The sequence below is a fragment of the Variovorax sp. P1_G12 genome (assembly GCF_056405555.1).
The window spans coordinates 166,875-190,001 of the sequence record NZ_JBFUBW010000006.1; the positions used below are offsets into that span (position 1 = coordinate 166,875).

The window sequence follows — 23,127 nt, forward strand, 5'->3', positions numbered from 1 at the left end:
AAAGACACGCAATATCAGTTACTTGCACCCTCTTCTTCAATCGAAAACAAGGAGCACCGTAAAACCTAACCTTGTGCAGCAACTCTCTCAGCTTGGCTCTGTAACTTGTTGAGAGCACTTATGTATGCTTTTGCCGACGCGACCACGATGTCGGGGTCGGCACCGACCCCATTGACCACCCGGCCGGCATTCTGCAAGCGCACTGTCACCTCCCCCTGGCTCTCCGTCGATCCGCTGATCGCATTGACCGAATAAAGCACCATTTCGGCCCCGCTCTTCACATGGGACTCGATCGCCTTCAGTGACGCATCCACGGGACCGTTCCCGTCGGATTCGCCGGTGACCTCTTTGCCCTGCACAGTGAACACGATCCGCGCGTGGGGGCGCTCACCTGTTTCACTATGTTGCGACAAAGATACAAAGCCGAACTGCTCAGCAACGTGCGAGAGTGCCTCGTCGCTGACAAGCGCGAGGATGTCTTCATCAAATATTTCGCTCTTGCGGTCGGCGAGCTCCTTGAAGCGCGAGAACGCGGCGTTGATGTCGGCCTCGCTCTCCATTTCGACGCCCAGATCCTGCAGCCGCTGCTTGAAGGCATTGCGGCCGCTGAGCTTGCCCAGCACGATCTTGTTGGCGCTCCAGCCGACGTCCTCGGCGCGCATGATCTCGTAGGTGTCGCGGGCTTTCAACACGCCGTCCTGGTGGATGCCCGAGGCATGGGCGAAGGCGTTGGCGCCCACCACTGCCTTGTTCGGCTGCACCACGAAGCCGGTGGTCTGGCTGACCATGCGGCTGGCGGCCACGATGTGGCGCGTGTCGATGCCGACATCGAGCCCGAAGTAGTCCTTGCGGGTCTTCACCGCCATCACGATCTCCTCGAGCGAGCAGTTGCCGGCGCGCTCGCCCAGGCCATTGATGGTGCATTCCACCTGCCGGGCGCCACCGATCTTCACGCCGGCGAGCGAATTGGCCACCGCCATGCCGAGGTCGTTGTGGCAGTGGACCGACCAGACGGCCTTGTCGCTGTTCGGGATGCGCTCGCGCAGCGACTTGATGAAGTTGCCGTACAACTCGGGAACCGCATAGCCCACGGTGTCCGGCACGTTGATGGTGGTCGCGCCTTCGTGGATGACGGCTTCGATCACCCGGCAGAGGTAGTCGGGGTCGCTGCGATAGCCGTCCTCGGGGCTGAACTCGACGTCGGCCACCAGGTTGCGCGCGAAGCGCACCGCGAGCCGGGCCTGCTCGAACACCTCGTCGGGCGTCATGCGCAGCTTCTTCTCCATGTGCAGCGGCGAAGTCGCAATGAAGGTGTGGATGCGCCCGTTGGCCGCGCCCTTGAGCGCCTCGGCCGCGCGCGAGATGTCGCGGTCGTTGGCGCGCGACAGGCCGCACACGGTCGAGTCCTTGATCGCGTGGGCGATCGCGCTGACCGCGTCGAAGTCGCCGTTCGAGCTGGCCGGGAAGCCGGCCTCGATGACATCGACCCGCAGGCGCTCGAGCTGGCGCGCGATGCGCAGCTTCTCGTCCTTGGTCATGGAGGCGCCGGGCGACTGTTCGCCGTCGCGCAGGGTGGTGTCGAAAATAATCAGTTTGTCGGCCATCGTGGATCTCCTAGGCGGGTTCAGCCATCGATTGTGCGCTGTGCGCGCCCTGGGCCCGCGCCCGGGCCAGGCCCGACACGACGGCCTTCAGCGAGGCGGAAATGATGTTCGCATCGACGCCGACGCCGAAGAGCGTGATCGATTCGTCGACACGCAGTTCGAGGTAGGCCACCGCCTGGGCGTCGGCGCCGGCGCCGATCGCGTGCTGGTGGTAGTCGATCACGTGGATCGCGTGCCCGGTGGCGCTGGCCAGGGCATGGATGAAGGCGTCGATCGGTCCGTTGCCGCGGCCTTCGATGGCGCGGATTTCTCCTTCCCATGGCAGGTCCGCGCGCAGCAGCACCGAGGCGCCGGCGCCCTCGCCCTGCTCTTCGAGCACGCGGTGCTGGGGTCCGGCTGCGTCGCGCAGGCCGTACTCGCGCTCGAACAAGGCATGAAGATCGGCCGCGGTGAGCTCCTTGCCGGCGACGTCCATCACGCGCTGCACGGTCTGGCTGAACTCCATCTGCAGGCGGCGCGGCAACTCGAGGCCGTATTCGCTCTCCAGCAGGTAGGCGATGCCGCCCTTGCCGGACTGGCTGTTGACACGGATCACGGCCTCGTAGCTGCGGCCGACATCCTTCGGATCGATCGGCAGGTAGGGCATGTCCCAGAGGTCGCCCTCCCGGCGGGCGCCGAAGGCCTTCTTGATCGCATCCTGGTGCGAGCCCGAGAACGAGGTGTAGACCAGGTCGCCCACATAGGGGTGGCGCGGGTGCACCGGCAACTGGTTGCAGTGCTCGACCGTGGCCCGGATCTCGTCGATGTTCGAGAAGTCGAGTTCGGGCGAAACGCCCTGGGTGTAGAGGTTGAGCGCGACGTTCACGAGGTCGAGATTGCCGGTGCGCTCGCCATTGCCGAACAGGCAGCCTTCGAGGCGGTCGGCGCCGGCCATCAGCGCGAACTCGCCGGCGGCGGTGCCGGTGCCGCGGTCGTTGTGCGGGTGTACCGAGAGCACGATCGCTTCGCGCCGCGCGAGGTTGCGGTGCATCCACTCGATCATGTCGGCGAAGATGTTCGGCGTCGAATGCTCGACCGTCGACGGCAGGTTCACGATGCACTTGCGCTCGGGCGTCGGCGCCCAGACCTCGGTCACCGCATCGACCACGCGCTTGGAGAACGCAAGGTCGGTGCCCGAGAACATCTCGGGCGAATACTCGAAGGTCCAGTGCGTGTCCGGCTGCTTCGCGGCCAGCTCACCGAACATCCGCGCGTGCGTGGTCGCAAGTTCGACGATCTGATCCTCGTCCATGCCGAGCACCACGCGACGCATCACCGGCGCCACCGCGTTGTACAGGTGCACGATGGCACGCGGCGCGCCCTGCAGGGACTCGAAGGTGCGCGCGATCAGCTGGTCTCGCGCCTGCGTGAGCACCTGGATGGTCACGTCGTCGGGGATGCGGTCTTCCTCGATCAACTTGCGCACGAAGTCGAACTCGACCTGCGAAGCGGACGGGAAGCCCACCTCGATTTCCTTGAAGCCAATCGCCACCAGCGTCTCGAACATCTTCATCTTGCGGGCGATGTCCATCGGCTCCACCAGCGCCTGGTTGCCGTCGCGCAGGTCGGTCGACAACCAGATCGGCGCGCGGGCCAGCACGGCGTCGGGCCAGGTGCGGTCCTTCAAACCGATCGGAGCGAAGGCGCGGTACTTGCGGTTGGGTTGCTTCAACATCTTGGATTACTCGCTGTGGTTGGAATCCACCAGCAACCCCAAACAAAACGGCCCGTTGCTGGTGCGAACGGGCCGTGGTGAGGGATTTGCGCGCGCGCTCTACCGTCTCCGCCCGAAGGGGATCAGTAGTAGGGCCAGCGAAATCTTGTTCATGAGAGAAAGAATATAGCACACCCCCAGGTTGGCTCACTGCGTGTAGCCGCCCACCCCCTTGCAGGGGGCGCAGGCAGCGGCCCGGCGAAGCCGGTTCCGCGCCTGCCCACCAACAGGCGTGCTGCGCTGCGCGCAGCCGCCGAAGGCCGAAGAAGCGGAGTAAGTTTGTCGCGGCCGGCGCAGCCAGGCCTGTTGGTGAAACACCGCGGAACCGGCTCTGCCGGGCCGCTGGTGTTGCCCCCGGTAGGGGGTGGGCGCCCCGACACGCAGTGCGGGGCAACCTGGGGGCGAGCTAGTTATGCAATCCGCGTTCGTCGGGCTCGTCGGTCGAGATGCTGATCACGCTCACCTGCTGACCCTTGGCCTTGCGCCAGGCATAAACCACGTAGCCGCTCAAGCCATAGGCGACGAAGACCCCGAACAGCACGGTCGGCGGATGGATGTTGATGACCGCGATGCCGAGCGCGATCAGGACGATCACCGCGAAGGGCACGCTCTTCTTCATCTGGATGTCCTTGAAGCTGTAGAACGGCGCGTTGGTCACCATCGAGAGCCCGGCATACAGCGTGAAGCCGAAGGTGATCCAGGTGATCTGGTTCCACGAGAGGTACAGCACCTCGCCGCCGCGCTTTCCCCATTCGGTCATGAGCCAGATGAAACCCGCCACCAGCGCCGCCGCTGCGGGCGACGGCAGGCCCTGGAACCAGCGCTTGTCGACCACGCCGGTGTTGACGTTGAAGCGCGCCAGCCGCAGCGCCGCGCAGGCACAGTAGACGAAGGCCGCGATCCAGCCCCAGCGGCCCAGGCCCTTGAGCGACCATTCGTAAGCGATCAGCGCGGGCGCGGCGCCGAAGGACACCATGTCGGACAGCGAATCCATCTGCTCGCCGAACGCGCTTTGGGTGTTGGTCATGCGGGCCACGCGGCCATCGAGGCTGTCGAGGATCATCGCGGCGAAGACGCCGAGTGCCGCAAGGTCGAAGCGCGCATTCATCGCCATCACGACCGAATAGAAACCGCCGAAGAGCGCCGCCAGCGTGAACAGGTTGGGCAGGATGTAGATGCCCTTGCGGCGCTTGCGCGTGGGCACCTCGTCGGGAAGCGTGTCGTCATGCATGGGGTCGGCCTCCAGCGCAGAAGGGGCTCAGGTACGGGGCAGGACGGGGGGTGGCAAACATCGGTGGCAGTGTAGTTCAGGCGCAACGCGCGCCTCCATGAAAAAGGGCCACCGCGTGGTGGCCCTTCTGGCGTCGGAAGGCTCCGATCAGTTGCGGGTCTGGTCGACCAGCTTGTTCTTCTTGATCCAGGGCATCATCGCGCGCAGCTGCTCGCCGACGACTTCGATCTGATGCTCGGCATTGATCCGGCGACGGCTGATCAGCGCGGGCTGGCCGGCGGCGGCTTCGAGCACGAAGCTCTTGGCGTATTCGCCGGTCTGGATGTCCTTCAGGACCTGCTTCATGACCTTCTTGGTCTCTTCGGTGACGATGCGCGGACCCGTCACGTACTCGCCGTATTCGGCGTTGTTCGAGATCGAGTAGTTCATGTTGGCGATGCCGCCTTCATAGATCAGGTCGACGATCAGCTTGAGCTCGTGCAGGCATTCGAAGTACGCCATTTCGGGCGCGTAGCCGGCTTCCACCAGCGTCTCGAAGCCGGCCTTGATCAGTTCGACCGTGCCACCGCACAGCACGGCCTGCTCGCCGAACAGGTCGGTCTCGGTCTCTTCGCGGAAGTTGGTCTCGATGATGCCGGCCTTGCCGCCGCCATTGGCGGTGGCGTACGACAGCGCCAGGTCGCGCGCCTTGCCGCTCTTGTCGGCATGCACGGCGATCAGGTGGGGCACGCCGCCGCCTTGGGTGTAGGTGCTGCGCACGGTGTGGCCCGGAGCCTTCGGAGCGACCATCCAGACATCGAGGTCGGCGCGCGGCTGCACGAAGCCGTAGTGCACGTTGAAGCCGTGTGCGAAGACGAGCGAAGCGCCTTCCTTGATGTTCGGTGCGACGTCGTTCTTGTAGACGCTGGCGATCTGCTCGTCGGGCAAGAGGATCATGACCACGTCGGCCGACTTCACCGCGTCGGCCACTTCGGCCACCTTGAGGCCGGCCTTGCCGACCTTGTCCCACGATGCGCCGCCCTTGCGCAGGCCGACCACGACCTTGACGCCGCTGTCGTTCAGGTTCTGCGCGTGTGCATGGCCCTGGCTGCCGTAGCCGATGATCGCAACGGTCTTGCCCTTGATGAGGCTCAGGTCCGCGTCCTTGTCGTAATAGACTTTCATGAGAGTGCTCCTTCGTTGATTCGGTGGTGTGTGGATGGATGGGTTCAGACGCGCAGGATGCGCTCGCCGCGGCCGATGCCGCTGGCGCCGGTACGGACGGTCTCGAGGATCGCGCCGCGATCGATCGCTTCCAGGAAGGCGTCGTTCTTGCCGTGGTCGCCGGTGAGCTCGATGGTGTAGCTCTTGTCGGTCACGTCGATGATGCGGCCGCGGAAGATCTCGGCCATGCGCATCATTTCTTCGCGCTCCTTGCCGACCGCGCGCACCTTCACCATCATGAGCTCGCGCTCGGTGTAGGCGCCTTCGGTCAGGTCGACCACCTTGACGACCTCGATCAGCCGGTTCAGGTGCTTGGTGATCTGCTCGATCACGTCGTCCGAGCCGGCGGTGACGATGGTCATGCGCGAGAGGCTCGGGTCCTCGGTCGGCGCGACGGTCAGCGATTCGATGTTGTAGCCGCGGGCCGAGAACAGGCCGACGACGCGGGAGAGTGCACCGGGCTCGTTCTCGAGCAGCACGGCAATGATGTGTTTCATGTCAGCAGGACTCCTCTTTTCGCCGCCCTCCCCCGCGCACGGTAATGCGCGGGCTCGACAAGCAATAGATTCGCCAGGAAAAAAGTTAATGAAGGAGCCGAGTCCGCGCAGCGGACCGGCTTATCGTCTGTTAGAGGTCTTCGGACCCCAGCAGCATCTCGGTGATGCCCATCCCCGCCTTGACCATCGGGAACACGTTCTCGGTCGGGTCGGTGCGGAAATCCATGAACACGGTGCGGTCCTTGAGCTTGCGCGCCTCGCGCAGCGCCGGCTCCACGTCCTGGGGCCGTTCGATCAGCAGGCCGACATGGCCGTAGGCCTCGGCCAGCTTCACGAAGTTGGGCAGCGCGTCCATGTAGCTGTGGCTGTAGCGGCCCGAATACTCGATCTCCTGCCACTGGCGGACCATTCCGAGGTAGCGGTTGTTGAGCGAGCAGATCTTGATCGGCGTGTTGTACTGCAGGCAGGTAGAGAGCTCCTGGATGCACATCTGCACCGAGCCTTCGCCCGTGATGCAGAACACCTCGGATTCAGGCTTGGCCAGCTTGATGCCCATCGCGTACGGAATGCCCACGCCCATCGTGCCCAGGCCGCCCGAATTGATCCAGCGGCGCGGCTCGTCGAAGCGGTAGTACTGCGCGGCCCACATCTGGTGCTGGCCGACGTCGGACGTGATGTAGGTATCGGCATCCTTGGTCATGTTCCAGAGCGTCTCGACGACGTACTGGGGCTTGATCACATCCTTGTTGCCGCGGTCGTACTTGAGGCAGTCCTTGCCGCGCCATTCCTCGATCGTGCTCCACCAGCTGGCCAGCGCCCCGGCGTCGGGCCGGACCGTGCTCTCGCGGATCATCGAGATCAGCTCGGTCAGCACGTCCTTGACGTCGCCGACGATCGGGATGTCGACCTTGACGCGCTTCGAAATGCTCGAGGGGTCGATGTCGACGTGGATGATCTTGCGTTCGTTCTGTGCGAAATGCTTCGGGTTGCCGATCACGCGGTCGTCGAAGCGCGCGCCCACGGCCAGCAGCACGTCGCAGTTCTGCATCGCGTTGTTGGCTTCGATGGTGCCGTGCATGCCCAGCATGCCGAGGAACTTGCGGTCGCTGGCCGGATAGGCGCCCAGACCCATCAGCGTGTTGGTGACCGGGTAGCCGAGCATGTCGACCAGGGTGCGCAGCTCGTTGGTGGCGTTGCCGAGCAGCACGCCGCCACCGGTGTAGATGTAGGGGCGCTTGGCCGTCAGCAGCAGTTGCAGCGCCTTGCGGATCTGGCCGCCGTGGCCCTTGCGCACCGGGTTGTACGAGCGCATCTCGACCTTGTCGGGATAGCCGCTGTAGGGGGTCTTCTTGAAGGAGACGTCCTTGGGCACGTCCACCACCACCGGGCCCGGACGGCCGCTGCGTGCGATGTGGAAGGCCTTCTTCATCGTCATCGCCAGATCCTTCGGATCCTTGACGAGGAAGTTGTGCTTGACGATCGGCCGCGTGATGCCGACCGTGTCGCATTCCTGGAACGCGTCGAGCCCGATCGCCGCCGTCGGCACCTGGCCCGAGATGATCACCATCGGGATCGAGTCCATGTAGGCGGTGGCGATGCCCGTGACCGCGTTGGTCAGGCCCGGCCCCGAAGTGACCAGCGCGACGCCGACGTCGCCGGTGGCGCGGGCGTAGCCGTCGGCCGCGTGGACGGCGGCCTGCTCGTGGCGCACCAGCACGTGCTGGATGGTGTCCTGCTTGTAGAACGCGTCGTAGATGTAGAGAACCGCGCCGCCGGGATAGCCCCAGACGTACTTGACACCTTCGGCCTGCAGTGCCTTGACCAGCACTTCGGCGCCCATGAGTTCTTGGGGTTGATTGCCCATCCCTGAGGATGCGGCTGCTGCGGAAGCGAGTTCCGCCTTCGAGATTTCCATGATGAACCTTTGTGTTTTTTCGGGAACGAAAAACCTTGGGTGCCCCTTCGCCAGCTCTTTTGAAGCCGCGTCAGGACTTGAGGCCACAGCCATGGGCGTATCTGTATACCGCCGGACCGTGACCCGTTTGCCTTTTGACTTGCAAGGCGAATTATGACACCGGATCGGCGCCTCGCGGCTGGCCCCGGGCCCGATCCGGGCGCAGAGGCATAATCCGCGCGACAAAAAGACAAACGTCCCAGAGACACCTCCCCACGCGGCGCAGTTCCCCTGCGCCGGATTCGCTTGGCCACTGAACAAGAACTTTCCGATTTCCTGAAGAGCGTCGAAAGACGCGCTTTCAAGCGTTCCGTCTACCACGTGCGGGACGAGGAAGCGGCGCTCGACATCGTCCAGGACAGCATGATGAAGCTGGCCGAGCACTATGGCGACAAGCCGGCCAACGAGCTGCCGATGCTGTTCCAGCGCATCCTGTCGAACTGCACGCTCGACTGGTTCCGCCGGCAGAAGACGCGGCGGGCGCTGTTCTCCAACCTGAGCGACTTCGAATCGACCGACGACGACGGCGACTTCGACCTGCTCGAGCACGTCCAGTCCCCCACCGACACGCGCGAGACCGAGAGCGCCGAAGACACCACCCGAAGGGCCCAGATCTTCCACGAGATCGAGGAGCAGATCGCCGCTCTGCCCGGGCGTCAACGCGAGGCCTTTCTGATGCGTTACTGGGAGGACATGGACGTCGCCGAGACGGCCGCTGCGATGGGGTGCTCCGAAGGGAGCGTCAAAACCCATTGTTCGCGGGCCGTGCACGCCTTGAGCAAGGCGCTCAAAGCCAAGGGAATTTCGCTATGAACACACCAAACACTGCCCCGCCAGGGTCCGCCGTTGCCTTCGAAGAGCAATTCGGTCGCCGGGTCGCCGCGCGCCTGTCTGCCGGCAATCTCGAACTCTCGCACGAGGTCGGCGAACGCCTGCGGGCCGCCCGCGTGCAGGCGGTGGCGCGCCGCAAGACGGAGCCGCAGTTCAAGTCGGCACCGGTGGTGGTCTCCAGCGGAAGGGCAGCGGCCCTCGGCGGTGGCTGGTGGACCCGCATCGGCTCGGTGCTGCCGCTGGTGGCACTGGTCGCGGGCCTGATGGTGATCAGCGTGATCCAGGAAGAACGCCGCACCAACGAACTGGCGGAAGTCGACTCCGCGCTGCTGACCGACGACCTGCCGCCCGCTGCGTACACCGATCCCGGCTTCGCGCAGTTCCTGAAGACCAGCGACGCTGCCGAGCGCTGACTCCCCGCTTCGAATGCTGCGTTCTCTCCTCCCTTGCGCACAGGCGCTCCAGCCGGTGTACGCCTCGATGTCGGCAGCGCCTGTCTGGCTCGCCGCGCTGCTGACGCTGGGCGGCTTCGGGCTTGTGGCCGCCACGCCTGCCGGGGCGCAGCCCCTCAAGGCACAGACCCAGGCCACGAAGCCCCCGTCCAAGCCGACCTGGCGCGACCTGAGCGCCCGCCAGCAGCGAGCGCTGGAACCCCTGGCCTCCAGCTGGGACGAGTTGACCGAACCACATAAGCGCAAATGGCTCGTGATCGTGCGCGATTACGCGGAAATGTCGACCGCAGACCAGGAGATCCTGCATAGCCGCATGAAGGAATGGTCCAAGCTGAGCAACCGGGAGCGCGCTCAGGCCCGCCTGAATTTCGCCGATGCGAAGCAATTGCCCGCGGATGAGCGCAAGGCCAAATGGGAGGCCTACCAGGCACTCAGCGACGAGGAAAAGAACCGGCTCGCGGCCAGCGCCAGCCCGAAGGTGACGCCGGGTGCGGCCGCCACGATCCGGCCGGTGCCGGCGCAGAAGCTGGCGCCGGTGCCCTCGGCCGGTGCCGACGGCCAGCATGCGCCGCGCATTCAGCTCGCACCACCGCCGGCCGCCGCGCCGCCGGTGGCAGCAACGCGTCCGCCGGTTCCGGCGCCCTCTTCCGCCCCGGTCGCCGCCGAAGCGCAGGTGCCGCCGCCCGCCGCGAATACACCTGCCGCGGAGCCTCCGGTCACCTCGACGCCACCGGTTCGCTTGACCGAGCAACCCTCTTCGGCGCCCTGATCGGACACATGGCCCCCAGTTCCCCCGGCAACGCCGGACCCCACCCGGCCGCGACCGGAGACTCCACCGATCGACAACCCATGCACCTGGCCGCGCCCGGCCTCTGGCGCCGCATGGCCTGCTGGCTCTACGAGGGCATGCTGCTGTTCGCGGTGGTGTTCGTCGCCGGCTGGCTCTTCAGCACCCTGGGCCAGATGCGCGACGCGATGGATTCGCGCCGGCATCTGCTGCAGGCCTTCCTGTTCGTGGTCTTCGGCGTCTATTTCGTCTTCTTCTGGACCAAGGGCCAGACGCTGGCCATGAAGACCTGGGGCATCCGCGTGGTCGATCGTCATGGCAAGGCGCTGACCCAGGGGCGCGCGCTGCTGCGTTACCTGCTGAGCTGGGTCTGGTTCCTGCCGCCGCTGGCCGTCATTGCCCCCTTCAAGCTCGGCGGCGGCGAAGCGTCGGTGCTGATCCTCGGCTGGGTCGCGGTCTGGGCCCTGCTTGCCCGCTTCCATCCCGAGCGCCAGTTCTGGCACGACGCCTGGGCCGGCACCCGCCTGATCGCATCCAGGCCGATGAGCCGGCGATGAGCGGCACCGACCCCGCCAATCCGCAGGCCCTGCGGCGTGGCCTGACCCGCGTCTGGCATGCGGCGCTGATCTCGGTGAATGGTTTTCGCGCCGGCTGGCGCGAGGCCGCCTTCCGCGAGGAAGTGTTCTGCGCCATCGTGATGATCCCGGCCGCCTTCTGGGTCGGCCGCAGTTGGGTCGAGGTGGCGCTGCTGGTCGCCACGGTGGTGCTGGTGCTGATCGTCGAACTCCTCAACAGCGCGGTCGAAGCCGCCATCGACCGCATCGGCCCGGAATGGCATTCGCTGTCGAAGGCCGCCAAGGACCTCGGAAGCGCTGCCGTGCTGCTGTCCATTTTGCTGTGCAGCGGCGTCTGGATCGCGGCACTGTGGCAACGCTTCACATAAGCGCGGCATCATTGCGGGATGACTCCCTCTTTTTCGATATGCGTGTATTGCGGCTCGCGCCCCGGCGAGCGACCTGAATTCACGACCGTGGCGCAAGCGGTCGGCCGCTGGATCGGCGAGCGCGGCGGACAACTGGTCTATGGCGGTGGCCGGACCGGCCTCATGGGCACCGTGGCCGAGGCCACGCGTGCAGCCGGCGGCYGCGTGGTCGGCATCATCCCGAAAGCCCTGGTCGACAAGGAACTCGCCAACCGCCAGAGCGACGAACTGCATGTGGTCGACACGATGCACGAGCGCAAGGCCATGATGGGCGAACGCGCCGACGCCTTCCTGGCGCTGCCGGGCGGCATCGGCACCTTCGAGGAACTGTTCGAGATCTGGACCTGGCGCCAACTCGGCTACCACGACAAGCCGGTCGGCATCCTCAACGTCGGCGGCTATTACGACGGCATGCTGGCCTTCCTGGCCAACAGTGTGCGCGAAGGCTTCATGAACGACTGGCAGATGGACCTGGTGCGCACCGGCACCGACACCACCGCCCTGCTGGAAGCCCTGGCCGAAGAGGCGAGCCGTCACCCCAAGGGGGACAAACTCGCAGAAGTCCTTTGATCGCGCGGGGGCCGGCGCAGCCAGGCCCTCGTTGGTGGGACACCGCGGGCCCGGCTTCGCCGGGCCGCCGGTGTCGCCCCCGGTATGGGGTGGGCGCCCGGACACGAAGTGCCGAGCAACCTGGGGGCGAGCTTATACAGCGGCTTCGTCTTCTTCGCCGGTGCGGATGCGCACGACGCGCTCGACGTTCGTGACGAAGATCTTGCCGTCACCGATCTTGCCGGTGCGCGCGGCGCTGACGATGGCGTCGACGCAGCGTTCGACGTCCGCCTCGTTGACCACCACTTCGACGCGCATCTTGGGCAGGAAATCGACCACGTACTCGGCGCCGCGGTAGAGCTCGGTGTGCCCCTTCTGTCGGCCGAAGCCCTTGACTTCGGTCACGGTGAGCCCGGTGACGCCGACCTCGGCCAGGGCCTCGCGCACGTCATCGAGCTTGAACGGTTTGAGGATGGCGGTGATTTGCTTCATACGGTCTTTCTTCCGGCGGTTTCGTTGAACTTGCTGGTGATAGGGTAGCGCCAATCCTTGCCGAAGCTGCGATGGGTGACGCGGATACCCACCGGCGCCTGGCGTCTTTTGTACTCGTTGATCTTGATCAGGCGGGCCACCCGCTCGACCACGGCGCGCTCGTAGCCCGCCGCGATGATCTCGTCGATGCCCTCGTCGTCTTCCATGTAGCGCGCCAGGATGCCGTCGAGGATGTCATAGGGCGGCAGGCTGTCCTGGTCGGTCTGGTCGGGCCGCAGCTCGGCGCTCGGCGGCCGGGTGATGATGCGCTCGGGGATCGGCTCGGCGCCAGTGCCGTACGGATCGTGGGCATTGCGCCAGCGCGCCAGCGCGAACACCGTCGTCTTGAGCAGGTCCTTGATGACCGCGAAGCCGCCCGCCATGTCGCCGTACAGCGTGCAGTAGCCGGTCGCCATCTCGCTCTTGTTGCCGGTGGTCAGCACGATCGAGCCCAACTTGTTCGACAGCGCCATCAGCAGCGTGCCGCGGATGCGGGCCTGCAGGTTCTCCTCGGTCGCATCCTCGGCCAGGCCCTTGAATTCCTCGGCCAGCACGCCCCGGAACGATTCGAAAGTGTGCTTGATCGAGATCTCGTCATAGCGCACGCCGAGCCGCTTGGCCATTTCGCGCGCATCGATCCAGCTGATGTCCGCGGTGTAGGGCGACGGCATCATCACGGCGCGCACGCGGTCGCGTCCGAGCGCATCGACCGCGATCGCCAGCACCAGCGCCGAATCGATCCCGCCGGACAGCCCGAGGATCGCGCCGGGAAATCCGTTCTTGCCGATGTAGTCGCGCACGCCCACCACCAGCGCATCCCAGAGCTGAGCCTCGGCGTCGCGCGGGGCGGCAATGGCTGCGCCGCTGCGCGCGAAGCCGACGCCGGCAGCGCGGCGTTCGAGCTGTGCGAAGACCAGGCGCTCCTTGAAGCTCTCAGCCTGCAGCGCCGTTGCGCCATCGGCCTCGAGGGCGAAGGAGGCGCCGTCGAACACCACTTCGTCCTGGCCGCCGACGAGATGGGCATAGACCAGCGGCAAATTCACCGTCCTGGCGCGCTCGGCCATGCGCACGATGCGCTCGCCTTCCTTGCCGACATGGAAGGGCGAGGCATTGATGACCGCGAGGACCTCGGCGCCGGCCTCCTTCGCGAGTTGGGCCGGCGCGTCGAACCAGGCGTCCTCGCAGATCAGCAGGCCGACCGAGACGCCACCGGCCTCGAACACGCAGACGCCCTCGCCCGGCGTGAAATAGCGGCGCTCGTCGAACACCTGGTAGTTCGGCAGTTCGCGCTTGGCATAGGTGTCGAGAACGCGCCCCTCGCTGAGCACGCTGGCGGCGTTGTGGCGCAACTGCACCGCGACCGACCGGCTGCGCAGGCTGCCGCCCGTGGGATGCCCGACCACCACCACCATGCCGTCGAGATCGGCCAGTTCGGCGGCGACGGCGCGCACCGCGTCGTCGCAGGCGGTGACGAAGGCCGGGCGCAGGAACAGATCCTCGGCCGCATAGCCGCAGATCGACAGTTCGGGCGTGAGCAGCAGGCGCGCGCCCTGGCCGTAGGCGTCGCGCGCCGCGTCGACGATCTTGCGCGCGTTGCCGGCGAGATCGCCCACCACGAAATTGAGCTGCGCGATGGCAAGTTTCAGGGTCATATCAGAGCAGGAAAAGGGCTGGATGATTATGTCATCGGGGCCTGCCGCTCGCCCCGACGGCCCGGGCCCGGCGGCCGCGCGCCGTACGGCCGGCCTCGGGCGGCTTGCCCTGTTACCCTCGGAGGGCGATGCGCCCAGGTTCCTCTTTCGCCAGCTTCTTCGACTCCGTGCTTCCCAGGCCTCAGGGCCAGGCCTACCTGCTGCTCGTGTGCACCACCCTGATCTGGGGCGCCAACGCCGTGGCCGCGCGGCTGGCGGTGGGCGAGGTGTCGCCGATGATGCTGACCTTCTCGCGCTGGATCGTCTGCTGCGCCGCGCTGGCCATCACCGCGAGGCAGCCCATCGCCGAGCACTGGCGCGCGCTGCTGCCGTCCTGGCGCTCGATCACGCTGATGGGGGCCCTTGGCTTCACGGGCTTCAATGCGCTTTTTTATGCGGCGGCCCATCACACGACGGCGATCAACATCGCGATCATCCAGGGCACCATTCCGGTGCTCGTCCTGATCGGCAGTTTCTTCTTCTTCGGCACCCGGATCACGGCCCTGCAGATCATCGGCGTGGTGCTCACGCTCGGCGGCATCGCGGTCGTGGCCTCGCGCGGTCAACTCGCGCTGCTGGCCGACCTGGCCTTCAACATCGGCGATGTCTGGATCGTGGTCGCCTGCCTGCTGTATGCCGGCTATGCCCTGGGGCTGCGGCGACGCCCCGCGGTGCCCGCGATCGTTTTCTTTGCGGCGACCGCCGCGGTGGCCTGCGTGGTCTCGCTGCCGCTCGTCGCCGCGGAAATCGCGCTGGGGCAATTCTTCATCCCGACCGGCAAGGGCGTGGCGCTGGTGCTGTTCATCGGGCTCTTGCCCAGCTTCATCTCGCAGGTCACCTTCATCCACGCCGTGACGCTGATCGGGCCGGCGCGCGCCGGCGTCTTCCTCAACCTGGTGCCGATCTTCGGGCCGCTGCTGGCCGTCCTCATCCTCGGCGAGCCACTGTCGGCCTATCACGCGGTGGCGCTGGCCCTGGTGCTGGGCGGCATCTACATCGCCGAGTCCTTCGGGGCCGGCAAGCGCAAGACGGAACACCCTTGAGCACTCCGATCGTCCGCATCCACCGCTCGCCGACCGAGATCGACCCGGCGGCCTGGGACGGCTTGCTGGCCTTGCAGTCCGCCCCCTCCCCCTTCATGCGCCATGCCTACCTGTGCGCCCTGGACGCCAGCGGCTGCGCCTCGCCTGCGAACGGCTGGACGCCGCAGTTCATCACGCTGTGGCGGGGCAAGCAGCTCGCGGCGGCCTGCCCGCTCTACGTCAAGGACCACTCCTACGGCGAGTACGTCTTCGACTGGGCTTGGGCCAACGCCTACCAGCAGCATGGGCTGGCCTACTACCCCAAGGCGGTCGCCGCCGTGCCGTTCACGCCGGTGCCGGGCGCCCGCCTCCTGGCGCTCGACGCGGAAAGCCGCTTGCTGCTGGTGCAGGCCGCGGTCGCCTGGTGCAAGGAGGAAGCACTGTCCTCGCTGCACCTGCTGTTCGGCGCCGACGAAGACATCGCCGCCTGCGCCGAAGCCGGACTGATGCTGCGCCACACGGTCCAGTTCCACTGGATCAATGCAGCCCCCGCGGGGCTGCCCGGTGGGGGGACCACGGCCCCCACGCTCGGCACTGACGTGTCCTCGCTGCCCGGCGGGGAAACCAGCCCATGGAAGGACTTCGACGCCTTCCTCGCCAGCCTGTCGCACGACAAGCGCAAGAAGATCCGCCAGGAACGCCGCAAGGTGCACGACGCCGGGGTGAGCTTTCGCTGGTCGCGCGGCACGGACATCAGCGGTGCGGACTGGGATTTCTTCTATCGCTGCTACGACCGCACCTACCGCGAGCACGGCAACCCGCCCTACCTGAACCGCGAATTCTTCCACCGGATGGCCTCCGACATGCCGGAGGCCTGGCTGCTGTTCATCGCCGAGCGCGAGGGCCGACCGATCGCGGCCAGCCTGATCGCGCTGTCGGCCGGCCTCGGCGGCGCCGACGACTCGCCGGCGCCGCTGATCGCCTACGGCCGCTACTGGGGTGCGCTCGAGCGTGTGGACTGCCTGCACTTCGAGGCCTGCTACTACCAGCCGCTCGCGTGGTGCATCGCGCACGGCGTCGGGCGCTTCGAGGGCGGCGCGCAGGGCGAGCACAAGATGGCGCGCGCGCTGATGCCGGTGCGCACCACCAGTGCGCACTGGCTGGCACACCCGTCCTTCGCCGACGCGGTGGAGCGCTTCCTGGAGCGCGAAGGCGCGGGCATCGAGAACTACCTGGACCACCTGGGCGAACGCAGCCCGTTTCGCCACGACGAATGAAGGCCTGGGCGGCGCAGGGACAAGCGGCCCCCTTCTATACTCCGCGCCGATGTCCCGATTGCACCGATTCTGGTTCCTGCTCGCGCTGCTGCTGCCCCTGCAGCTGACCTGGGCCAGTGCCAGCGCCTATTGCGCTCACGAGAGCAATCCGGGCCACGCGACACACATCGGACATCACGGCCACCTTCATCAGGCCGACCCGCAGAAGGCCGCCTCGGGCCAGGGTCTGCTCGACAACGACTGCGGCGCCTGCCACGCGTCCTGCGCGCTGCCGCTGCCGGCATCGGACGGCTCGACCCACGCACCCGACCTCAGGCCAGGGCGCGCGTCGGTGCCGCCGCAGCACTACCTGTCCGCGCAGCCGCGCGCACCCGACCGGCCTCAGTGGCCCCGTCTCGCTTGACCGGCGAGACGCGCAACACACATCCCCGTTTCCGTCCCGCCGAATCCTCTGGTTCAACCCTCATGAGATTCGATGCGAAGACTTCTATGGCCGCTCGGGCTGGCGGCCGCCTTGTCCAGTCCCTTCCACGTCCAGGCCCAGCCTGAGACTTCTTCTTCAACTTCCCGCAGCCACGATCCTGCGAATGCGCTGACCCTGGCGACGGCCTCGGCCCTCGCGGAGGCCTACAGCCCGAGCGTGTCGGCGGCCCGCCGCGAGATCGAGGCCAGCGAAGGCGAGCGGCAGCAGGCCGGCCTGCTGCCGAATCCGGAACTGGCCCTGCTGGTCGAGGACGAGCGCCAGGCCTTTCGAACCACGACCACCCAGCTCAACATTCCGCTCGAGCTCGGTGGCAAGCGCGCCGCGCGCGTGGCGGAAGCCGAGCGAACAACCGACCTGGCCCGCGCCGCACTGGCCGGAGCGCAGGCCGATCTGCGCGCCGAGCTCGTCGCGGCCTTCTTTCGCGTGCTGGTGGCGCAAGAGCGCGTGACGCTCGCGGCCGGTTCGGCCGACCTCGCCGCCCGCGGCGCCGAAGTCACGGCCCGCAGGGTCACGGCCGGCAAGATCTCGCCGGTGGACGAAACCCGAGCGCGGGTGGAACAGGCCAACGCCGCGCTGGAACTGGCCGATGCGCAAGCCGAACTGCAAACCGCGCGACAGGCTCTGGCCTCGTTCTGGGGCAGCCCCGAACTGGCCTATGCCCAGGTGCGCGGCGACCTCGATGCCTGGCCGGTGCGGCCCGGGGTGCAGCAGCTGCTGGCCGAACTCGATACCTCGCCCGCGCTGACGGCGAGCCGGCTCGAATTCGAAAGACGCCAGGCCGGCGTGGACGTCGAGCGCAGCAAGCAGTACCCGGACCTCACGCTGAACGTCGGGACCAAGCGGCTCAACGAGACGCAGATCACGCAGGCCATCGTGGGACTCACCGTGCCCCTGCCCTTGTTCGACCGCAACCAGGGCTGGCTCCAGGCCGCCAGCAGCCGCGCGGCCAAGGCCGAGGACGACTTGCGGGCGGCGCGCACCCGGCTCGTGAATGAGGTGCAGCAGGCGTCGAGCCGCCTCGCGCGCGCCCGCGCGTCGGCCGAGATGCTGAAGGCCACGATCCTTCCGGCCGCACAGCAGGCACACGACGCGGCGACGCGTGGCTTCGAGGCCGGCAAGTTCGGCTTCCTCGACGTGCTCGACGCCCAGCGCAGCCTGCTGCAGGCGCGCGTGCGCTATGTCGATGTCGTGACCAGCGCCTACCAGGCCGCCACGACCCTCGACCGGATTCTCGGTCGCCAACCCCACGAACAGGCAGCGAAATGACACTCTCGAACAAGCAGAAGGTCGCGATCGCGGCCATCGTGATCCTGGGCGCGCTCGCGGGCGCCGCCATGCGGATGACCGGAGGCTCGCCGGAAAGCGCCGGTGCGGGCCATGGGCATGAAGAAGCCGCCGGCCATGACGACCACGAGCACCACGGCAAGGAATCCGCCGCCGGCCACAAGGAGTCCCAAGGCCATGGCGACAAGGCGAACGCCCACGGCGCAACGGAAGAAAAACAGGAAAGGGTCGAACTCTCCGCCGGGCAGATCGAGGCCGCCGGCATCGAACAGCAGGTGGCCGGCAGCGCCCGCGTGCAGGTCACGCTGCAGCTGCCGGGCGAGATCCGCTTCAACGAGGACCGGACCGCCCACGTGGTGCCGCGGCTCGCTGGAGTGGTCGAAAGCGTGCCCGTGCAACTGGGCCAGCAGGTCCGCAAGGGCCAGCTGCTGGCCGTGATCGCCAGCTCCGCATTGTCCGAGCAGCGCAGCGAACTGCTGACCGCGCAGCGGCGCCTCGAACTCGCCCGCTCGACCTACGAGCGAGAAGAGAAACTCTGGAAGGACAAGATCTCGGCCGAGCAGGACTATCTGCAGGCCCGTACGGCGCTGCAGGAAGCGCGGATCGCACTGCAGAACGCGCAGCAGAAGCTCGGCGCGGTCGGCGGCGCTGCGAATGCGTCGGGCGCGCTGAACCAGTTCGAGCTGCGCGCGCCTTTCGAGGGCACCATCGTCGAGAAGCACATGGCGCTCGGCGAGGCGGTGCGCGAGGACGCCAGTGTCTTCACGCTGTCGGACCTCTCCTCGGTGTGGGCCGAGATGGCCGTGCCCGCGCAGGACATCGACCGCGTCCGCGTCGGCGGCAAGGTGCTCGTGAGCTCCACGGCTTCCAGCGTCAAGGCCGAGGGCACCGTGTCCTATGTCGGCGCGCTGATCGGCGAACAGACGCGCACCGCGAAGGCGCGCGTCACACTGGCCAATCCGCAGCTCGCGTGGCGGCCCGGGCTGTTCGTCACGGTGACCGTGATCACGCAGGAGGCCGAGGCGCCGGTGACCGTGCGCGCCGATGCGGTGCAGACGCTCGACGACCGGAGCGTGGTCTTCCTGGCCGTGCCCGGCGGCTTCGTCGCGCAGCCGGTGACCCTGGGCCGCAGGGGTGGTCCTTTCGTCGAGATCACGCAGGGCCTGGAGCCGGGCGCCCGCTACGCCAGCTCGAACACCTACGTCCTCAAGTCCGAGCTCGGCAAAGCCGGCGCGAGCCACACCCACTGAGGCGCGAGACACATGTTCGAACGCCTCATACGCTTCGCCATCGAACAGCGATGGCTGGTGATCCTCGCCGTGCTCGGAATGAGCGCCCTCGGCATCTACAACTACGGGCGCCTGCCCATCGACGCGATACCGGACATCACCAATGTCCAGGTGCAGGTCAACACCTCGGCGCCCGGCTACTCGCCGCTCGAGATGGAGCAGCGCGTCACCTACCCGATCGAGTCGGTGATGGCCGGGCTGCCGGGCCTGGAACAGACCCGGTCGCTGTCGCGCTACGGCCTGTCGCAGCTGACCGTGATCTTCAAGGACGGCACCGACATCCACTTCGCACGCCAGCTCGTCAACCAGCGCATGCAGGAGGCCAGGGACAAGCTGCCCGACGGCGTGACGCCCACCATGGGCCCGATCTCCAGCGGCCTCGGCGAAATCTACCTGTGGACTGTGGAGGCCGATGACGATGCGAGGAAGCCCGACGGCACCCCCTACACGCCGACCGACCTGCGCGAGATCCAGGACTGGGTCATCAAGCCGCAACTGCGCAACGTGCCGGGCGTCACGGAGATCAACACCATCGGCGGCTTCGACAAGCAGTTCCAGGTGGCGCCCGACCTGGAGCGCCTCGCCGCGCGCGGCCTGAGCCTCCAGGACGTGGTCACGGCACTGGAGCGCAACAACGCCAACGTCGGCGCCGGCTACATCGAGCGGCGCGGCGAACAGTACCTGGTGCGCGCGCCGGGCCAGGTGAAATCGATCGACGACCTGCGCGAGATCATCGTCGGCAGCGCGCAGGGCCAGCCGGTGCGTATTCGCGACGTCGCCGAGGTATCGATCGGGCAGGAACTGCGCACCGGCGCGGCCACCGAGAACGGCCGCGAAGTGGTGCTCGGCACGGTCTTCATGCTGCTCGGGGAAAACAGCCGCGCGGTCTCGCAGGCGGTCGACCGGCAGATGGCCGTGATCAACCGCAACCTGCCGCCCGGCGTGAAGGCGGTCACGGTCTACGACCGCACGGTGCTGGTCGACAAGGCCATCGCCACCGTGAAGAAGAACCTGCTCGAAGGTGCGGTGCTGGTGATCGCGGTGCTGTTCCTGTTCCTGGGCAATATCCGCGCGGCGATCATCACCGCGCTGGTGATTCCGTTCTCGATGCTGTTCACTTTCACCGGCATGGTGCACTACCGGATCAGCGCCAACCTGCTGAGCCTGGGCGCACTGGACTTCGGAATCATCGTCGACGGCGCGGTGGTGATCGTCGAGAACTGCGTGCGGCGGCTCGCCCATGCCCAGGCGCACCACGGCCGGCCGCTGACGCGCTCGGAGCGCTTCCACGAGGTGTTCGCGGCATCCAAGGAGGCCCGGCGCCCGCTGATCTTCGGGCAGCTGATCATCATGATCGTCTACCTGCCGATCTTCGCGCTCACCGGCGTCGAGGGGAAGATGTTCCAGCCGATGGCCTTCACGGTCGTGATCGCGCTGGTCGGCGCGATGGTCCTCTCGGTCACCTTCGTGCCGGCGGCGGTCGCGCTGTTCATCGGCGACAAGGTCGCCGAGAAGGAGAACCGGCTGATGCAATGGGCCCGGCGCTGGTACGCGCCGGCACTGCGTCACAGCATCGCCAACACCCCCGTGGTGCTGACGGCCGTGGTCGTGATCGTGGCGCTGTCGCTGCTGGCGGGGAGCCGGCTGGGCCGGGAGTTCGTGCCCAATCTGAACGAAGGCGATTTCTCGATCCAGGCATTGCGCATACCGGGCACCAGCCTCACGCAATCGGTCGAGATGCAGGCGCGCATCGAAGAGCGGCTGAAGCAGAAGTTTCCCGAGATCGAACGCATCTTCGCGCGCACCGGGACGGCGGAAATCGCGTCCGACCCGATGCCGCCGAACATCTCCGACGGCTACATCATGCTCAAGCCCGAGTCGCAGTGGCCCACGCCGCGCAGGACGCGTGAAGAACTGCTGGCCGCAGTGCGCGAGGAGGTCGCCCAGCTGCCGGGCAACAACTACGAGTTCTCGCAGCCGATCCAGCTGCGCTTCAACGAACTGATCTCGGGCGTGCGCTCGGACGTCGCGGTCAAGGTCTTCGGCGACGACAACGAGGTGCTGAACGACACCGCCAACCGCATCGCCGCCGTGCTGCAGGCGGTCCCCGGAGCGACGGAAGTGAAGGTCGAGCAGACCACCGGACTGCCGATGCTCAGCGTGAACATCGACCGCGCCAAGGCCACGCGCCACGGCCTGAACATGAACGAGGTGCAGGAGGCGGTCTCGATCGCCATCGGCGGCAAGGAAGCAGGCACCTTCTTCCAGGGCGACCGCCGCTTCGACATCGTCGTGCGGCTGCCGGAGTCGGTGCGCGGCGACATCGAGGCGCTGGGCCGGCTGCCGATCGCGCTGCCGAAGGACGGCAACGGCCGCAGCGCCTTCGTGCCGCTGTCAGAGCTCGCCACGCTGGAGATCGCGCCCGGGCCGAACCAGGTCTCGCGCGAGAACGGCAAGCGCCGCATCGTGGTCAGCGCCAACGTGCAGGGCCGAAGCATCGGCAGCTTCGTGCCCGAAGCCGAGGCGGCGCTGCAGGCCGGGGTCAAGCTGCCGACCGGCTACTGGAACACCTGGGGCGGCACCTTCGAGCAGCTCGAATCGGCGACGGCGCGGCTCAAGGTCGTCATACCGGTGGCACTGCTGCTGGTCCTGGTGCTGCTGTTCGCGATGTTCGGCAACCTGAAGGACGGGCTGCTGGTCTTCACCGGCATCCCGTTCGCGCTGACCGGCGGCATCGTTGCGCTGTGGCTGCGCGACATCCCGATTTCGATCTCGGCCGCGGTCGGGCTGATCGCGCTGTCAGGCGTGGCGGTGCTCAACGGGCTGGTGATGCTGTCGTTCATCCGCAACCTGCGCGACGAGGGCCGCAGCCTCGACCAGGCCATCCACGAAGGCGCGCTGACCCGGCTGCGGCCGGTGCTGATGACGGCATTGGTGGCGTCGCTGGGCTTCGTCCCGATGGCCATCGCCACGGGCACCGGCGCCGAGGTGCAGCGGCCGCTGGCCACGGTGGTGATCGGCGGCATCCTGTCGTCGACCGCGCTGACGCTGTTGGTGCTGCCGCTGCTGTACCGTCTGGCGCATCGGCGCGAGGCCGACGACCCTACTTCTTGAAGTTCGCGATGCCGTCCATGATTTCCTTCTTGGCGGCATCGATGCCTTCCCAGCCCAGCACCTTGACCCACTTGCCGGCTTCCAGGTCCTTGTAGTGCTCGAAGAAGTGGGTGATGGCCTTCAGGCGCATCGGATTCACGTCCTCGACCTTCTTCCAGTGGCTGTAGATCGGCAGCACCTTGTCGGTCGGCACGGCGAGCACCTTGCCGTCGACGCCGGCCTCGTCTTCCATCATCAGGATGCCGATCGGCCGGCAGGGCACCACCACGCCCGGCACCAGCGCCCAGGGCGTGATCACCAGCACGTCGACCGGATCGCCGTCGCCCGACAGGGTCTGCGGCACGTAGCCGTAGTTGGTCGGGTAGTGCATCGCGGTCGTCATGAAGCGGTCGACGAAGATCGCGCCGGATTCCTTGTCGACTTCGTACTTGATCGGGTCGGCGTTCATCGGGATCTCGATGACGACATTGAAGGCTTCGGGGGCGTCTTTGCCGGGGGAAACTTGGCCGAGGGACATGGTCTGTCTTGGAGTAGTTGAAAGTGTTAGAGGGATGCGGACAAACCCGAAGTTTACTTTCCATGTCACAGCACG

21 protein-coding genes are annotated in these 23,127 nt (G+C 66.9%); 12 read left to right on the plus strand and 9 right to left on the minus strand.

Translation table 11 applies throughout. The annotated features are described in order from the left end of the window. Nucleotides 1-65: 65 nt before the first annotated feature. The 6 genes from AC1D2O_RS09160 to AC1D2O_RS09185 form a co-directional block, all read right to left on the minus strand. Nucleotides 66-1,604 (minus strand): 2-isopropylmalate synthase, encoded by a 1,539-nt coding sequence (locus AC1D2O_RS09160; RefSeq protein WP_478156766.1) that lies wholly within the window; start codon nucleotides 1,602-1,604, stop codon nucleotides 66-68. Between the two features lie 10 nt (nucleotides 1,605-1,614). Continuing rightward, nucleotides 1,615-3,318, minus strand: coding sequence for a 2-isopropylmalate synthase (gene leuA / locus AC1D2O_RS09165; protein ID WP_478094021.1), 1,704 nt, complete (start codon nucleotides 3,316-3,318; stop codon nucleotides 1,615-1,617). A 445-nt stretch (nucleotides 3,319-3,763) separates the two neighbouring features. After that, the gene (gene pssA / locus AC1D2O_RS09170; RefSeq protein WP_442283128.1) at nucleotides 3,764-4,588 is read right to left on the minus strand and encodes a CDP-diacylglycerol--serine O-phosphatidyltransferase; all 825 of its coding nucleotides are present in this window, start codon (nucleotides 4,586-4,588) and stop codon (nucleotides 3,764-3,766) included. 147 nt (nucleotides 4,589-4,735) lie between these two features. After that, complete coding sequence (gene ilvC / locus AC1D2O_RS09175) at nucleotides 4,736-5,752, minus strand: ketol-acid reductoisomerase (protein WP_478092247.1); 1,017 nt, start codon at nucleotides 5,750-5,752, stop codon at nucleotides 4,736-4,738. A gap of 44 nt (nucleotides 5,753-5,796) precedes the next feature. After that, nucleotides 5,797-6,288: an acetolactate synthase small subunit gene (gene ilvN / locus AC1D2O_RS09180; protein WP_076998466.1), complete on the minus strand. Its 492-nt coding sequence runs from the start codon at nucleotides 6,286-6,288 to the stop codon at nucleotides 5,797-5,799. A 130-nt stretch (nucleotides 6,289-6,418) separates the two neighbouring features. Then, nucleotides 6,419-8,203, minus strand: coding sequence for an acetolactate synthase 3 catalytic subunit (locus AC1D2O_RS09185; protein ID WP_478156768.1), 1,785 nt, complete (start codon nucleotides 8,201-8,203; stop codon nucleotides 6,419-6,421). A 285-nt stretch (nucleotides 8,204-8,488) separates the two neighbouring features. Here AC1D2O_RS09185 and AC1D2O_RS09190 point away from each other — a divergent pair, with 285 nt between their 5' ends. The 6 genes from AC1D2O_RS09190 (at nucleotide 8,489) to AC1D2O_RS09215 (ending at nucleotide 11,864) form a co-directional block, all read left to right on the plus strand. After that, nucleotides 8,489-9,055 carry an RNA polymerase sigma factor gene (locus tag AC1D2O_RS09190; protein ID WP_478092251.1) on the plus strand — a complete coding sequence of 189 codons (567 nt, stop codon included), beginning with the start codon at nucleotides 8,489-8,491 and terminating at the stop codon, nucleotides 9,053-9,055. Then, nucleotides 9,052-9,486 carry a DUF3619 family protein gene (locus tag AC1D2O_RS09195; protein ID WP_478092253.1) on the plus strand — a complete coding sequence of 145 codons (435 nt, stop codon included), beginning with the start codon at nucleotides 9,052-9,054 and terminating at the stop codon, nucleotides 9,484-9,486. Before AC1D2O_RS09190 ends, AC1D2O_RS09195 begins: the two co-directional genes overlap by 4 nt. A 13-nt stretch (nucleotides 9,487-9,499) precedes the next feature. Beyond that, nucleotides 9,500-10,294, plus strand: coding sequence for a DUF3106 domain-containing protein (locus AC1D2O_RS09200; protein WP_478092255.1), 795 nt, complete (start codon nucleotides 9,500-9,502; stop codon nucleotides 10,292-10,294). Between the two features lie 80 nt (nucleotides 10,295-10,374). Next, nucleotides 10,375-10,869, plus strand: a complete 495-nt coding sequence (locus AC1D2O_RS09205; protein ID WP_478092258.1) for an RDD family protein — start codon at nucleotides 10,375-10,377, stop codon at nucleotides 10,867-10,869. Beyond that, complete coding sequence (locus AC1D2O_RS09210) at nucleotides 10,866-11,255, plus strand: diacylglycerol kinase (RefSeq protein ID WP_478156770.1); 390 nt, start codon at nucleotides 10,866-10,868, stop codon at nucleotides 11,253-11,255. The genes AC1D2O_RS09205 and AC1D2O_RS09210 overlap by 4 nt, the downstream gene beginning before the upstream one ends. Nucleotides 11,256-11,273: 18 nt before the next feature. Then, nucleotides 11,274-11,864 (plus strand): LOG family protein, encoded by a 591-nt coding sequence (locus AC1D2O_RS09215; RefSeq protein ID WP_478156772.1) that lies wholly within the window; start codon nucleotides 11,274-11,276, stop codon nucleotides 11,862-11,864. Between the two features lie 132 nt (nucleotides 11,865-11,996). On the opposite strand, the gene AC1D2O_RS09220 is transcribed toward AC1D2O_RS09215, so the two are convergent. Next, nucleotides 11,997-12,335, minus strand: coding sequence for a P-II family nitrogen regulator (locus tag AC1D2O_RS09220; protein WP_286368035.1), 339 nt, complete (start codon nucleotides 12,333-12,335; stop codon nucleotides 11,997-11,999). Further along, a complete protein-coding gene (locus AC1D2O_RS09225) occupies nucleotides 12,332-14,026 on the minus strand; it encodes an NAD+ synthase (RefSeq protein WP_478089721.1) in 1,695 nt (564 codons plus the stop codon). The genes AC1D2O_RS09220 and AC1D2O_RS09225 overlap by 4 nt, the downstream gene beginning before the upstream one ends. Before the next feature lie 167 nt (nucleotides 14,027-14,193). Between AC1D2O_RS09225 and AC1D2O_RS09230 the strand changes: the two genes are divergently transcribed. From AC1D2O_RS09230 to AC1D2O_RS09255, 6 genes are all read left to right on the plus strand, one after another. Next, the gene (locus AC1D2O_RS09230) at nucleotides 14,194-15,108 is read left to right on the plus strand and encodes a DMT family transporter (protein ID WP_478089720.1); all 915 of its coding nucleotides are present in this window, start codon (nucleotides 14,194-14,196) and stop codon (nucleotides 15,106-15,108) included. Further along, nucleotides 15,105-16,364, plus strand: coding sequence for a GNAT family N-acetyltransferase (locus tag AC1D2O_RS09235; RefSeq protein ID WP_478089719.1), 1,260 nt, complete (start codon nucleotides 15,105-15,107; stop codon nucleotides 16,362-16,364). Before AC1D2O_RS09230 ends, AC1D2O_RS09235 begins: the two co-directional genes overlap by 4 nt. A 49-nt stretch (nucleotides 16,365-16,413) precedes the next feature. After that, nucleotides 16,414-16,767 carry a cobalt-zinc-cadmium resistance protein gene (locus AC1D2O_RS09240; protein ID WP_478089718.1) on the plus strand — a complete coding sequence of 118 codons (354 nt, stop codon included), beginning with the start codon at nucleotides 16,414-16,416 and terminating at the stop codon, nucleotides 16,765-16,767. Between the two features lie 72 nt (nucleotides 16,768-16,839). Continuing rightward, nucleotides 16,840-18,114 carry a TolC family protein gene (locus AC1D2O_RS09245; protein ID WP_478156773.1) on the plus strand — a complete coding sequence of 425 codons (1,275 nt, stop codon included), beginning with the start codon at nucleotides 16,840-16,842 and terminating at the stop codon, nucleotides 18,112-18,114. Further along, a complete protein-coding gene (locus AC1D2O_RS09250) occupies nucleotides 18,111-19,382 on the plus strand; it encodes an efflux RND transporter periplasmic adaptor subunit (RefSeq protein ID WP_478089716.1) in 1,272 nt (423 codons plus the stop codon). Before AC1D2O_RS09245 ends, AC1D2O_RS09250 begins: the two co-directional genes overlap by 4 nt. 12 nt (nucleotides 19,383-19,394) lie before the next feature. Further along, nucleotides 19,395-22,535, plus strand: coding sequence for a CusA/CzcA family heavy metal efflux RND transporter (locus AC1D2O_RS09255; RefSeq protein WP_478089715.1), 3,141 nt, complete (start codon nucleotides 19,395-19,397; stop codon nucleotides 22,533-22,535). On the opposite strand, the gene ppa is transcribed toward AC1D2O_RS09255, so the two are convergent. Beyond that, complete coding sequence (ppa, locus tag AC1D2O_RS09260) at nucleotides 22,525-23,052, minus strand: inorganic diphosphatase (protein ID WP_478156775.1); 528 nt, start codon at nucleotides 23,050-23,052, stop codon at nucleotides 22,525-22,527. The genes AC1D2O_RS09255 and ppa overlap by 11 nt on opposite strands. Nucleotides 23,053-23,127 lie beyond the last annotated feature (75 nt).